This window comes from Ruegeria sp. AH3, from assembly GCF_056536265.1.
In genome coordinates this window covers 2,975,550-2,988,567 of the sequence record NZ_JBQFJL010000001.1, presented here as the reverse complement: position 1 = coordinate 2,988,567, position 13,018 = coordinate 2,975,550, and the positions used below count along the sequence as shown (strand labels likewise).

Below are 13,018 nucleotides of genomic sequence, written 5' to 3'. Positions count from 1 at the left end.
TTATAGTGAAAATCAGAAATTCACTACACCTAACCTAAGTCAAGTATCGCCCAAACCGAATCCCCTAGAAATCAGGCTCAGCTTCCCGAGTCGGAGTCTCCATGCCTGCCCTGACCCCATTGCACAATCTCCCTGCCCGCGCGGTTCGCGCGGCGGTTGGGTTGGCGGGCATATTCCTTCTGTTGTTGCAGACCTTTGCGCCGGCGCTGGCGAGTCCCGGTGAAAGTGTCTGGGTGGAGATCTGCTCGGAAGGCGGCGCGGTCTGGGTCGAGGTTGATCTTGAGGAGGACACCGAAGACCCGACCGCGTACTGCCCGAAATGCGCCGATTGCGCGCTGTGCGCCGTCACCGGCTCTGCACCTGTGCCTGAGCTGCCGGAGCTGCGGCAAACCGGTTTTGTTCGTGTTGTACGTTGCGAACAGGGCCCATCTTTCGAGTTGTACAACTCGAATTGGCTCTGGCCCGAAACCCGCGGACCCCCGCGCCCGGCCCAAGAAATAACCGAACGCGCCCCGCGCGCGTCCATGGCGTTTACCCTAAGTATCGGAGGTGCGCCGTGGTCGTAAGTCGCGCATTCCACTTTATGCTGGCCCTTGCTCTGTCCTGCCTGATGGCGATCAGTGCCCATGCCGACAGCCTTGCCAGCTTCCTGCCTGAAATTGAGCCCGCCGATCTGGCCCCCGGTGCCGATGCCTTTGGCCCGGTGCGCGAGGATGTGCCCGTTGCGCCCGTCCTGAAGGGGGGCGAAACCGTCGCCTGGGCTTTCCTGACCTCCGACTTTGTCGGCACGACCGGTTATTCCGGCAAGCCGATCCATGTGGTCGCCGCGATCGATGGTGATGCGGTGCTGACCGGTGTGCAGCTGGTCAAACACTCGGAACCCATCGTGCTGATCGGCATCCCCAATTCGCGCATGGTCGAGTTGACCGAAGGCTATACAGGTCTGGACCTGAAGGTTGAGGCCGAAACCGGGGGTGAGGGGCATGACCTCGACATCATCTCGGGGGCCACTGTCACGATCATGGTGATTGATGACAGCCTAGTGCGCGGCGGCATCAAAGTGGCGCGGGCGTTGGGGCTGGGGGGGTTGTCTCCGCTACAGGCGGATGGACCAAAGCGCGAAGTCGATATGGCGCAGGATGCGGTCTATGACTGGACCACCTTATCGGGCGACGGATCGATCCGGCGGCTGACGCTGGACGTCGGACAGGTCAACGCCGCGTTTGAGGCCACTGGCGATCAGCGCGCGATCAAGCGGCCAGAACCGGGGGAACCCGATGACACCTTCATTGACATGCACATGGCGCTGGTCTCGGTGCCGTCCATCGGCAAGTCGCTGCTGGGTGAGGCCGAATACCAGAACCTGGTCAACTGGCTGGACGAAGGCGAACAGGCCATTCTGGTGCTGGGTCGTGGCGCTTACAGCTTCAAGGGCTCGGGCTATGTCCGCGGCGGCATCTTTGACCGGATACAGCTGATCCAGGGCGACAGTTCGGTGCGGTTCTTTGATAAGCAGCAGCGCCGTCTGGGCACGGTTGCCGCGTCAGATGCGCCAAGCTTCACCGAGCTGGATATCTTCAAAATCCCCGCTGATGCCGAGTTCGACCCGGCTGAACCCTTCCGCCTGCAGCTGCTGGTGCAGCGTGCGGTGGGCGCGGTTGAGAAGACCTTCCTGACTTTCGATCTGGGCTACAAACTGCCCGAGCGCTATTTGCTGCCGATTGCTGCCCCTGTGGTGGTCGATGACGCAACTGGCGAAGCCGCTGCAAAGGCCGCCCTGTGGCAGCGCATCTGGAAAGACCGTGTGGTCGAGATCGCGGTTCTGGGTGCCATGCTGCTGGTGCTGACGGCCACCTTCTTCTTCCAGTTCCACGCCACGATGAATGCGCGGGTGTTCTACTGGTTCCGCATCGGGTTCCTGACCATGACACTGTTCTTCATCGGCTGGTACGCCAATGCACAGCTGAGCGTGGTGAACCTGATGGCCTTGGCCGGCAGCCTGCGCACAGGTTTTTCATGGGATGCGTTCCTGCTGGATCCGCTGGTCTTTATCCAATGGTTCGCCGTCGCCGCCGCGCTGCTGTTCTGGGGCCGGGGTGCCTATTGCGGCTGGCTGTGCCCGTTTGGCGCGCTGCAGGAGCTGACCAACAAGATCGCGCGGGCGTTCAAGGTGCCGCAATGGACTCTGCCCTGGGGTCTGAACGAGCGCCTGTGGCCTGCGAAATACATGATCTTCCTCGTGCTGTTCGGGATCAGCTTTGTCTCGATCCCGCTGGCCGAGAAATATGCCGAGGTCGAGCCGTTCAAGACCGCGATCATCCTGAAATTCATGCGCGACTGGCCCTTCGTGGTCTTTGCGCTGGCCCTGCTGGGGATCGGGCTGTTCGTCGAACGGTTCTATTGCCGCTACCTCTGCCCGCTGGGCGGGGCGCTGGCGATCCCGGCCCGAATTCGCATGTTCGACTGGCTGCGCCGCTACAAGGATTGCGGCACGCCCTGTCAGACCTGCGCCAATGAATGCCCCGTTCAGGCGATCCACCCCACCGGTGAGATCAATCCGAACGAGTGCGTCACCTGCCTGCATTGTCAGGTGCTCTACCAGTCCGAGGACAAATGTCCCGTCGTTATCCGCCAGCTGAAGCGGCGGGCCAAGACCGGGTCGGTCAATCCCAAGACCCCCCTCGGACAGCCACCGGCGAACCATCCGAACGCCAAACCGCAAACCGTTTCCTAAAAGGAGGAACGATCATGTCGGAACATGACAAGAAACTGAACGTCACACGCCGTGGCATGCTGGGTGCAACCGCAACCGGCGCCGTGCTGGCCGGGACCGGTCTGGGCTCGACCCTGATGACCGCGAAAGAAGCCAGCGCTGCGGCCAATGCCAACCTGCAGCCCGGTGAGCTGGACGAATATTACGGCTTCTGGTCCTCGGGTCAGACCGGCGAGCTGCGCATTCTGGGCTTCCCGTCCATGCGCGAGCTGATGCGGGTGCCGGTGTTCAACCGCTGCTCGGCCACCGGCTGGGGCCAGACCAACGAGTCGCTAAAGATCATGACCGACGGTCTGCTGCCGGAAACCAAGGAATTCCTCGCCAAGCGTGGCATGAAAACCTATGACAACGGCGACCTGCACCACCCGCACATGTCGTTCACCGACGGCACCTACGATGGCCGTTACCTGTTCATGAACGACAAGGCCAACACCCGCGTTGCCCGTGTGCGTTGCGATGTGATGAAATGCGACAAGATCACCGAGATCCCGAATGCCAAGGCGATCCACGGTCTGCGTCCGCAGAAATTCCCGCGCACCGGCTATGTCTTTGCCAATGGTGAAGATGAAACTCCGCTGGTCAATGACGGCTCCGTGCTGGACGATCCGTCGCAATACGTGAACATCTTCACCGCGCTGGACGGCGACACCATGGAAGTGGCATGGCAGGTGATCGTGTCGGGTAACCTCGACAACACCGACTGCGACTATCAGGGCAAATACGCCTATTCGACTTCGTACAACTCGGAAATGGGTATGAACCTGGCCGAGATGACCGAGAACGAGCTGGACCACGTTGTGGTATTCAACCTCGCGGAAATCGAAAAAGGCATCGAAGCTGGCGATTATCAGGAGCTGAAAGGCGTCAAGGTTCTGGACGGGCGTAAGGGTCAGAACAAGAAATACACCCGCTACATTCCGATCCCGAACTCGCCCCACGGCATCAACACCGCGCCTGACGGCAAGCATGTCTGCATCAACGGTAAGCTGTCGCCCACCGTGTCGATCATGGATGTGACCAAGCTGGACGCCCTGTTCGAAAGCGATGCCGATCCGCGGTCCTGCATCGTGGGTGAACCGCAGCTGGGTCTTGGCCCGCTTCACACTGCTTATGACGGTCAGGGCAATGCGTTCACCACGCTGTTCCTCGACAGTCAGATCGTGAAGTGGAACATGGACAAGGCGATCCGCGCCTATGCGGGTGAGGATGTCGATCCGATCATCTCGAAGGTCGATGTGCATTATCAACCGGGTCACAACTCGACATCGATGGGTGAGACCAAGGATGCCGACGGCAAGTGGCTGATTTCGATGAACAAGTTCTCGAAAGACCGCTTCCTGAACGTGGGTCCGCTGAAGCCTGAGAACGAACAGCTGATCGACATCTCATCGGATGAGATGAAGGTGGTTCACGACGGGCCGACCTTTGCCGAACCGCATGACTCGATCATCGTTCGCAGCGACATCGTCAACCCGGTCAACGTATGGGAGCGCAACGACGTCACATGGGAAGACGCCCGCAAACAGGCCGAAGCCGATGGCATCGATCTGGAAGAAGGCGCCGAGGAACCGATCCGGGATGGCAACAAGGTGCGGGTCTACATGACATCGCAGGCCCCGACCTTCAGCCTTGAGAAGTTCACCGTCAAACAGGGCGACGAGGTGACAATCTTCGTCACCAATCTGGATGACGTGGACGACGTGACCCACGGCTTCTGCCTTGGCAACTATGGCATCGCCTTCGAGATCGGACCGATGGCAACCGCGTCGATCACCTTCACTGCCGACCGTCCGGGCGTCCATTGGTTCTATTGCCAGTGGTTCTGCCACGCGCTGCACATGGAAATGCGCGGCCGGATGCTGGTCGAGCCGCAGGGAGCATAACCCATGCGTTGGTCCCTGCTCATACCGCTCCTGCTCGGCTCGCCCCTTTGGGCGGCGGACTGGGATGTGCCCAACCGGGCGGGGGCCATCAATGAAACATTGGCGCAGGCGGCGGATGGGGACACCCTCCGCCTGAGCCCCGGTGTTTATACCGAAACACTTGTGCTGGACCGGCCCGTCACTATCGACGGGCTGGGACAGGCCACGATTGACGGACAAGGGGCGGGCAGTGTCATCACCGTAACTGGGCCCGGCGTGACCGTGCGCGGTCTGACGGTGATCGGCTCGGGCTCAAGCCATGAGGGGATCGATAGTGGCATCCAACTGACCAAAACAGCCAAAGCGCCGGTGGTCGAGGATAACGTGCTGCTGGGCAACCTCTATGGCGTCGACATTCACGGGTCCAAGGACAGCATCGTGCGTGGCAACCGGATCGAAGGCCGTTTGGACCAGCGGATGAATGACCGTGGCAATGGTGTCTATGTCTGGAACGCGCCGGGTGCGCGGGTTGAAGACAACGATATCCGCTATGGCCGCGACGGGATCTTTGTGAACTCGTCGAAAAAGAACACCTTCACCGGCAACCTGTTCCGCGATTTGCGCTTTGCGGTGCATTATATGTACGCCGATGACTCGGTCGTCAGCGACAACGTCTCAATCGGCAACGATCTGGGTTATGCGGTGATGTTCACGACCAATGTGACCGTGGCCAACAATGTCTCGATTGGTGACCGCGCACATGGCGTAATGCTAAACTACGCCAACAAAAGCACTATCACCGGAAACGTGGTGAAAGGTGCCAAGGAAAAATGCACTTTCCTCTATAATTCGAATAAGAACGAATTCACCGACAACTGGTTCCAGGGATGCGGCATCGGCATCCACTTTACGGCCGGGTCCGAGCGTAACCGGATCGTCGGCAACTCTTTCATCGGTAACCGAACGCAGGTGAAATATGTCTCGACCAAATGGGTCGAGTGGTCCGAGGACGGGCGCGGCAACTATTGGTCCGATTTTGCCGCCTATGATGTGGATGGCAACGGCATTGCCGATGCCCCCTATCGCCCCAATGACAGTATGGACCATGTGCTGTGGACCCAACCCGCAGCCAAATTGTTGCTCGGCTCCCCTGCCGTGCAGCTGGTGCGCTGGTCGCAATCGGCCTTCCCGGCGCTGTTGCCGGGCGGTGTGATGGACAGCAACCCATTGATGCAAGCCCCTGAACCTCCAGCTATGAAAAAGGTGCCTCATGACGGATAAGGCCCTGTCAATCGACCATGTTCTCAAGGACCGAGGGAAAACCCGCGTTCTTGATGATATCAGCCTGTCTCTTGCCCCCGGTCAGCGCGTGGCGCTGCTGGGCCATAACGGTGCGGGCAAGTCGACCCTGATCAAATCCATCCTCGGCCTGACGCCGATCCATGGCGGAGCCATTCGGATCGGGAGCGCCACCCCCGGTAGTGCTCAGGCACGGCGCGAGACGGCCTATCTGCCCGAGGCGGTGTCGTTCCATCCCGCGCTGACAGGCCGTGAGCAGTTGACCCTGTTCGCGCAGCTTTCAGGCGCGAAAGCCGACGTGCCCGGTCTGCTGGAGCGCGTCGGCCTGAATGACGCGCTGGACCGCCGGATCGGAGCCTATTCCAAGGGGATGCGGCAACGTCTGGGTCTGGCGCAGGTTCTGCTGGGTCAACCGAAGGTGGCGCTGCTGGACGAGCCGACGAGCGGGCTGGACCCGATCTCACGACAGGATTTGTATGCGATCATCGATGAGTTGGCGGCGCAGGGCACTGCGGTGCTGATTGCCAGCCATGCGCTGACTGAGGTCGAGGCCCGCACCGATCGGATTGCCATCATGCGCAAGGGTCGGATGGTGGCCGATGACACGCTGAACAATCTGTCGGCGCTGGCCGGTCTGCCGATCCGCCTGAAGGTGCGCGCCAGTGCCAATGCCGATGCGCTGGCCGCTGAACTGGGCGGCAACCGGATCAACGGCGCATCCGTTGAATTGCTCTGCACACCCGAAGACAAGATGGAGGCGCTGCGCCTCATTGCCGGGCTGGGCGACGCGGTTGCGGATGTGGAGATGACGCCGCCCAAACTGGAAGACCTCTATCGCCACTACGCACAGGAGGATTTGCAATGACCCGCTTCCTCGCCATCACCCGCACCGAGATGTTGATCCTGCGCCGCAACCGCTGGCTGCTGGTCGCCACGCTGATCATGGTGCTGTTTGCGCTGGCGCTGACCTTTGCGGGCAGCGCCCCAACCGGCACGCTGGGGGTCGACATGCTGACCGTATCGGTCGCGTCGATGACCACGCTGTCGGTTTATCTTGCGCCTTTGCTGGCGCTGATGATTTCCTTCGACGCCATCGCGGGCGACGTGGACCGGGGCAGCCTGTCGCTGCTGCTGTCCTACCCGGCGGGGCGTGGGGAAATCCTGCTGGGTAAGTTCACCGCCCATCTGGCCGCTCTCGCTTTTGCCATGACCGTCGGTTTCGGCACCGCGGGCGCGGTGGCCGCGTTCTTTGGCGGCGCGGGGCCGGAAAGCCTTATGGCGCTGGCGCGCCTGATCCTCACCTCGATCCTGCTGGGCGCCGTGTTTCTGGCGCTGGGATACCTGCTGTCCGCCCTGGCAAAGGGGGCCACGGCGGCGGCGGGGATGTCGGCCGGGCTCTGGCTGGTTTTTGTCGTCCTCTATGATCTGGGCCTGTTGGGGGCCGTTGTCATGGATAAGGGCGGCAGCTTCACCCAATCCGTCTTTCCCTGGGTGATGGTTGCCAACCCGGCCGACGCGTTCCGTCTGTGGAACATCGCGGCGACTGAAGGCGTTGCCATGGCATCCGGCATGACCGGAGCGGCGCAGGCCCTGCCGGTCTGGGCCGCGCCTGCCTCGCTGCTGATCTGGCCGGTGCTGAGCTTCGCCCTCGCGCGGCTGGCGTTCCGGAGGGTCGAGCCATGAAACGCCTCGCCCTGATCGCACTGGTCGCATTGGCCGCCTGCAAGGAAGAGGTGGCCGAAGCCCCCGACCCGGTGGACCTGACCCCGGACGCCCTGAGCTTTTTCTGCCAGATGAACATCGCCGAACATGGCGGGCCCAAAGGTCAGATCCATCTGGAAGGCTACCCTGCGCCGCTGTTCTTTGCGCAGGTGCGCGACATGGTGGCCTATCTGAAAAGCCCCGAGCGCGATGCCAAGATTACGGCCGTTTATGTCAGCGACATGAGCGTCGCACCGAGTTGGCAGCAACCGGGGGTTTCCAACTGGATCGACGCAGATGGCGCCAGCTTTGTCGTCGGGGCCAATGTCGCTGGCGGCATGGGCGCGCGCGAAGTCGTGCCCTTTGGCGACCCCACCGCGGCAGAGGCGTTCATCGCCGAATATGGCGGCGCGGCTCTGCCTCTGTCCGACATACCCGATACCGAGGTTCTGGGCCCTGTTGATCTGGACCTCGCGCTGGAGACACCCGCATGACCATTCTGACCCGCCGCCGTTTCCTGACCATCTCGGCCGCCTGCGCCGCCCTGCCCGCAACCGCCGGGAGTTTTGCCCAATGGCGCGGCATCGCGCTGGGTGCGCCGGCCAGCCTGCGGCTTGATGGCCTGACGGATACGCAAGCCGCCCCGATCTTTACCGCGGTTGAGGCTGAACTGAATCGGCTTGAGGATATCTTCAGCCTCTATCGAACCCACTCGCAGATCAGCCAGTTGAACCGCACGGGTCATCTGAACGCCCCCGCGCCCGAGCTGCTGGAGGTGCTGAGTCTGTGTTCGACACTTCACGACGCCTCGGGCGGTGCGTTTGATCCGACGATTCAGCCTTTGTGGCTGGCGCTTGCCAGCGGTGCGGCACAGCCGAAGCTGGAGCGCGCGCGGCAGGTGATTGGCTGGGACAAGGTTCATGTCGGCGCGGATGAGATCCGGCTACCACATCCCGGACGCTCGGCGATCACCTTGAACGGAATTGCGCAAGGGGCGATTACGGACCGGATTGCAGTGTTGTTGCGGTCATTCGACCTGCGCGATGTGCTGGTGGATATGGGCGAGGTTGCTGCCTTGGGTCGGCACAGGACAGGCGAGCCTTGGCGCGTCGGGCTGGCCGGGCCGAATGGAACGGTCGCCAAACGGATCACCCTGCAAGACCGAGCCGTTGCCACCTCGGCCCCGGACGGCACGCGGCTGAACGCTGAATTGGGCCATATCCTGAACCCATTGGGCGCGGGACCGACGCATCAGACGGTATCCGTCTCGGCCCCGAAGGCGGTCCTTGCGGACGGGCTGTCGACGGCGCTGTGCGTGATGCCTACAAGTGACATCCCGCAAGCTCTGACCCGTTTCCCGGACGCGCGGGTTGAGATGGTGATCTGAGCCGGGTCTTTGGGATGAGCCCACGGCGGTAGAAGGTGGGGCCATCAGCCCCACCCGTTTTCTTACGCCCCGATGATGTTGTGGCCGGGACCATAGGGGAAGCCGGTGATGTTCTCGGCCCCGTCTTCGCCCACCACGAGGATATCGTGCTCGCGATAGCCGCCCGCGCCGGGCTGGCCTTCGGGGATCCACAGCATCGGCTCGATCGAGACGACCATGCCGGGTTCCAGCACCGTGTCGATATCTTCGCGCAGTTCCAGACCGGCCTCGCGCCCGTAGTAGTGGCTGAGGATGCCGAAGGAATGGCCGTATCCGAACGAGCGGTATTGAAGCAGGCCCTCATCCGCGAAGAAGCGGTTGATCTCAGCCGTGATGCCGGAACAGGTCGCGCCGGGTTTGATCAGGCTCAGGCCCAGCTCATGCGCGGCAACGTTGGCCTTCCACAGGCGCAGGCTGTCTGCGTCGGGCTCGCCCAGGAACAGGGTGCGTTCCAGCGCGGTGTAATAGCCCGAGATCATCGGGAAGGTGTTCAGCGACAGGATATCGCCCTTTTGCAGCGCGCGTTTGGTGACAGGGTTATGGGCGCCATCGGTGTTAAGCGCCGACTGGAACCAGACCCATGTGTCGCGGTATTCGGCATCCGGGTAGGCGCGGGCGATTTCCTCTTCCATCGCATCGCGCCCGGCCATGGCGATCTCGATCTCGGTGGCGCCTTCACGGATCGCTGCGTGAATGGCGGCCCCACCCACGTCAGCGGTGCGCGCGCCGCCTTTGATCAGCTCGATCTCTTCTGCGGATTTCACCATGCGAGCGAACATCGTGTCCGGTGCGATATCGATCAGCTCCGGTCCGCCCAGCATGTCCAGCGCCGTGTTACGCGCCGCCAGTGTCATGTGGTCGCCTTCGATCCCGATCCGCTTTGCCCCGCCGATCAGGCTGGCCACGGCGCGCCAGTAATTGTCGCGCTTCCAGTCGGTATAGATGACGTTATCCTCGACCGAGCGTCGCCAGGGCTGGCCCGCGTCGATATTGGCCGAGACGGTGGTGCAGGCGTCCTGCGTGACGACGCAGCCATAGGGCCGACCGAAAGAGCAGTACAGAAAGCCGGAATAATAGGCGATGTTCTGCATCGAGGTCAGCAGGACGGCGGGGATGTCATGCTTGGCCATGATAGCGCGCAGGGCGCCAAGGCGGCGGTCGTATTCACCCTTGCTGAACGGCAGGGGCGCTTTGTCGCCATTGTGGCAGGTGAAGAATTCTGGGCGTTTTGTTGTGTCTGTCATGACTAGGTCTCTCATCTTTGCCGGGCGGCAAACCCGGCCACTTGTCCCGGCGTTCAGGACAGGCGGTCTCGGGGTCCGAGAGCCGAACATCCCAGTGCGTCCGCGACGCCATCGCGGCTGGGATGAACGGATAGATCGTTAGATCAGACCTGCGCTTGCGTCAAGCGGGGGAGAGACCCCGCAGACGCTCGGACCGGCGGCGCAGCAGCTCGACCGTGGTCAGCAGCGCGATGGAGATCACCACGAGGATCGTGGCCACCGCCAGAATGGTCGGGCTGATCTGTTCGCGCAGGCCGGTGAACATCTGCCATGGCAGGGTCTTCTGGCTGGCCGAGCCGACGAACAGCACCACAACCACCTCGTCAAACGAGGTGATGAAGGCAAACAGGCCACCCGAGATCACGCCCGGCAGGATCAGAGGCATCTGGATCTTGAAGAACGTCCGCACCGGACCCGCGCCCATATTCGCCGCCGCCCGCGTCAGCGAGCGGTCAAAGCCCACCAGCGTCGCGGTCACGGTGATGATGACGAAGGGAATGCCCAGAACCGCGTGCGCCAGGATGACTTTCACATAGCCCACGAAATTCTTGTTCATGCCCAGCGTGCCTTCCATGAAGCGACCAATGTCGCTGTAGAAGAAGAACATGCCGGTGGCCGAGATGATCAGCGGCACGATCATGGGCGAGATCAGGATGCCCATGATGGCGCGGCGGCCGGGAACGTGACTCTGGCTGAGGCCGATGGCCGCCAGCGTGCCCAGCGAGACCGAGATGATCGTCGCAATCGGCGCGATGATCAGCGAGTTCTTGAAGCTGCGCTGCCATTCATTGTTGGTGAAGAAGTCGCGGTAGTGCTTCAGCGAGTACCCTTCCGGATCGAGCCGCAGCATTTCCGGCGTGAAGGTAAAGAAGTCCTGCGCGTTGAACGAGAGCGGCAGAACCACGAGGATCGGGGTGATCAGGAACACGAAGATCGCGCCGCAGATCACCCGGAACAGGTAGTGATAAAACACCTGCTTTGCGGTCAGATAGGGCAGCAGTTTCCGGCGATAGCGGCCTTCATAAAGCCAGTAGATGAACCAGACAAAGAACCACCCGCCCAGCAGGCCCAGCACGCCGCCCATCGGGCCGGCGACCAGAAAGCCCACGACGCCGAAGCCTGCGATGTTGATCCAGCGGGCCAGTTTCTCGTTCTTGACGACCGTGATGTAGACCCAGGCCAGAGCGGCGATCAGGGCAGCCCCGGCAATGATGCCAAGAAAGACCGAGCCGTTGCCCGCGCCGACAAAGATACCGGCGAAGGCACCTGCCAGCGCGACGCTGGGCAGGACCATGGACAGGGGTTTGCGGGATATCGGAGTAAGTGCGGCCATGTCGATTATCCCAGCTTCACGTTATCAATGCCCACGATCTTGTCGTAGACCCAGTAGAGCAACAGAACGACGCCCAGCAGGATCGTCCCCAGTGCCGCGGCCAGTCCCCAGTTCAGCGAGGACGAGATGTGATAGGCGATCCGGTTCGAGATGAAGACACCCTTGGTGCCACCGACGATCTCGGGCGTGATGTAGTAACCGATCGCCAGAATGAACACGAGGATCGAGCCTGCACCGATGCCCGGAATGGATTGCGGGAAGTAGATGCGCCAGAAGGTCGTCCAGTTGGTCGCACCCATGGATTTCGCGGCGCGGGTGTAGGACGGCGGGATCGTCTGCATCACCGAATACATCGGCAGGATCATGAACGGCAGCAGGATATGCGTCATCGCAACGATGGTACCGATCTGGTTGTTGATGATCACCAGCCTTGCGTCATCGGCCACCAGCCCCAGCCAGACCAGCGTTTCGTTGATCACCCCTTGCTGCTGCAGCATCACCTTCCATGCCGAGGTGCGCACCAGAAGCGAGGTCCAGAAGGGTAACAAAACAAGGATCATCAGCAGGTTTGAAACCCGCATCGGCAAGGTCGCCAGCAGATAGCTGACCGGATAAGCCAGCAGAATACAGGCCCCGGTGATGACCAGCGACATGAACAGGGTGCGCCCGAACAGCTTGATCAGGATTTGCTTGTCTTCGGGTTGAGACTGCGCCCCTTCGGGCGTGCGGCGCATGTCGATCGCGTTCAGGAAGTATCCGTTGGTGACGGCGGGCGCGTGGGTTTTGATGACCGCCCATGTCTTGGGGTCGCCCCAGCCATCGTGAATCTCGATGACCTGATCCTTGAACGGACCGTCTGTTTCGGGATCCAGCTTTTTGATCTGACGGCCGGACCGGCGGAACATCGAAGACATACCGGTTTCTTCGTAGTTCAAACGCGAGCCCAGACGGGTATGGGTCTTGTTGTCGATGGCGACAATCATGTCGCGGACAAAGGCGTCATAGACGGCCTCATCCGGCAATTCACCGCTCGCCTCGTCCCAGCTTTGCAGGGCTTGCACCGTCTGAGGCAGCGTGTCTTGCACGATGCTATTTTCCACCGACCGGAATAGCATCGCGGCAATGGGCACGATGAAAGAGAACATCACGAACAGCAGCAACGGGGCCACCAGCATCAGCGCCCGCAGCTTTTGCCGTCGCAGTGACCGCGCCAGTGATTGCTTGAGCGGCGTTCCGTCAGCGGCCAGCATCGGGCCGGAATTTTGTTGGGTGGCGTCAGTCATCGGTGCCCCTTGGGTACTTTTGGGGCCGGGGGCGAGTGGCCGCCCCCGACGATCTCAT

At 61.6% G+C, this 13,018-nt stretch carries 11 protein-coding genes; 8 read left to right on the top strand and 3 right to left on the bottom strand.

The window, feature by feature from the left end; all coding sequences use genetic code 11:
- Positions 1-101: 101 nt before the first annotated feature.
- The 8 genes from ACR3EM_RS14970 to ACR3EM_RS14935 are packed head-to-tail and all read left to right on the top strand — an operon-like array spanning position 102 to position 9,022.
- Positions 102-566, top strand: a complete 465-nt coding sequence (locus tag ACR3EM_RS14970; protein WP_480471439.1) for a DUF2946 family protein — start codon at positions 102-104, stop codon at positions 564-566.
- 44 nt (positions 567-610) lie between these two features.
- Positions 611-2,734: a 4Fe-4S binding protein gene (locus ACR3EM_RS14965; RefSeq protein WP_480471940.1), complete on the top strand. Its 2,124-nt coding sequence runs from the start codon at positions 611-613 to the stop codon at positions 2,732-2,734.
- Between the two features lie 14 nt (positions 2,735-2,748).
- Entirely contained in the window at positions 2,749-4,656 is a 1,908-nt protein-coding gene (gene nosZ, locus ACR3EM_RS14960; RefSeq protein ID WP_480471438.1) for a TAT-dependent nitrous-oxide reductase, read from the top strand.
- A 3-nt stretch (positions 4,657-4,659) separates the two neighbouring features.
- Entirely contained in the window at positions 4,660-5,916 is a 1,257-nt protein-coding gene (locus tag ACR3EM_RS14955) for a nitrous oxide reductase family maturation protein NosD (RefSeq protein WP_480471437.1), read from the top strand.
- Entirely contained in the window at positions 5,906-6,799 is an 894-nt protein-coding gene (locus ACR3EM_RS14950) for an ABC transporter ATP-binding protein (protein WP_480471436.1), read from the top strand. Before ACR3EM_RS14955 ends, ACR3EM_RS14950 begins: the two co-directional genes overlap by 11 nt.
- Positions 6,796-7,617, top strand: a complete 822-nt coding sequence (locus ACR3EM_RS14945) for an ABC transporter permease (protein WP_480471435.1) — start codon at positions 6,796-6,798, stop codon at positions 7,615-7,617. The genes ACR3EM_RS14950 and ACR3EM_RS14945 overlap by 4 nt, the downstream gene beginning before the upstream one ends.
- Positions 7,614-8,129 (top strand): nitrous oxide reductase accessory protein NosL, encoded by a 516-nt coding sequence (locus ACR3EM_RS14940; RefSeq protein WP_480471434.1) that lies wholly within the window; start codon positions 7,614-7,616, stop codon positions 8,127-8,129. Before ACR3EM_RS14945 ends, ACR3EM_RS14940 begins: the two co-directional genes overlap by 4 nt.
- Positions 8,126-9,022, top strand: coding sequence for an FAD:protein FMN transferase (locus ACR3EM_RS14935; protein WP_480471433.1), 897 nt, complete (start codon positions 8,126-8,128; stop codon positions 9,020-9,022). Before ACR3EM_RS14940 ends, ACR3EM_RS14935 begins: the two co-directional genes overlap by 4 nt.
- Before the next feature lie 62 nt (positions 9,023-9,084).
- On the opposite strand, the gene ACR3EM_RS14930 is transcribed toward ACR3EM_RS14935, so the two are convergent.
- The 3 genes from ACR3EM_RS14930 to ACR3EM_RS14920 all read right to left on the bottom strand — a co-directional run bounded on the left by ACR3EM_RS14930 (position 9,085) and on the right by ACR3EM_RS14920 (position 12,960).
- The gene (locus ACR3EM_RS14930) at positions 9,085-10,305 is read right to left on the bottom strand and encodes an aminopeptidase P family protein (RefSeq protein ID WP_170692788.1); all 1,221 of its coding nucleotides are present in this window, start codon (positions 10,303-10,305) and stop codon (positions 9,085-9,087) included.
- 160 nt (positions 10,306-10,465) lie between these two features.
- Complete coding sequence (locus tag ACR3EM_RS14925; protein WP_480471432.1) at positions 10,466-11,677, bottom strand: ABC transporter permease; 1,212 nt, start codon at positions 11,675-11,677, stop codon at positions 10,466-10,468.
- 5 nt (positions 11,678-11,682) lie between these two features.
- Positions 11,683-12,960 (bottom strand): ABC transporter permease, encoded by a 1,278-nt coding sequence (locus ACR3EM_RS14920; RefSeq protein ID WP_480471431.1) that lies wholly within the window; start codon positions 12,958-12,960, stop codon positions 11,683-11,685.
- Between the last annotated feature and the right edge of the window lie 58 nt (positions 12,961-13,018).

What these genes read in the sequence shown, in the direction of transcription:
- ACR3EM_RS14970 (WP_480471439.1), top strand. Translation starts at nt 102, where the DNA reads ATGCCTGCCCTGACCCCATTGCACAATCTCCCTGCCCGCGCGGTTCGC.
- ACR3EM_RS14965 (WP_480471940.1), top strand. Translation starts at nt 611, where the DNA reads ATGGCGATCAGTGCCCATGCCGACAGCCTTGCCAGCTTCCTGCCTGAA.
- nosZ (WP_480471438.1), top strand. Translation starts at nt 2,749, where the DNA reads ATGTCGGAACATGACAAGAAACTGAACGTCACACGCCGTGGCATGCTG.
- ACR3EM_RS14955 (WP_480471437.1), top strand. Translation starts at nt 4,660, where the DNA reads ATGCGTTGGTCCCTGCTCATACCGCTCCTGCTCGGCTCGCCCCTTTGG.
- ACR3EM_RS14950 (WP_480471436.1), top strand. Translation starts at nt 5,906, where the DNA reads ATGACGGATAAGGCCCTGTCAATCGACCATGTTCTCAAGGACCGAGGG.
- ACR3EM_RS14945 (WP_480471435.1), top strand. Translation starts at nt 6,796, where the DNA reads ATGACCCGCTTCCTCGCCATCACCCGCACCGAGATGTTGATCCTGCGC.
- ACR3EM_RS14940 (WP_480471434.1), top strand. Translation starts at nt 7,614, where the DNA reads ATGAAACGCCTCGCCCTGATCGCACTGGTCGCATTGGCCGCCTGCAAG.
- ACR3EM_RS14935 (WP_480471433.1), top strand. Translation starts at nt 8,126, where the DNA reads ATGACCATTCTGACCCGCCGCCGTTTCCTGACCATCTCGGCCGCCTGC.
- ACR3EM_RS14930 (WP_170692788.1), bottom strand. Translation starts at nt 10,305, where the DNA reads ATGACAGACACAACAAAACGCCCAGAATTCTTCACCTGCCACAATGGC.
- ACR3EM_RS14925 (WP_480471432.1), bottom strand. Translation starts at nt 11,677, where the DNA reads ATGGCCGCACTTACTCCGATATCCCGCAAACCCCTGTCCATGGTCCTG.
- ACR3EM_RS14920 (WP_480471431.1), bottom strand. Translation starts at nt 12,960, where the DNA reads ATGACTGACGCCACCCAACAAAATTCCGGCCCGATGCTGGCCGCTGAC.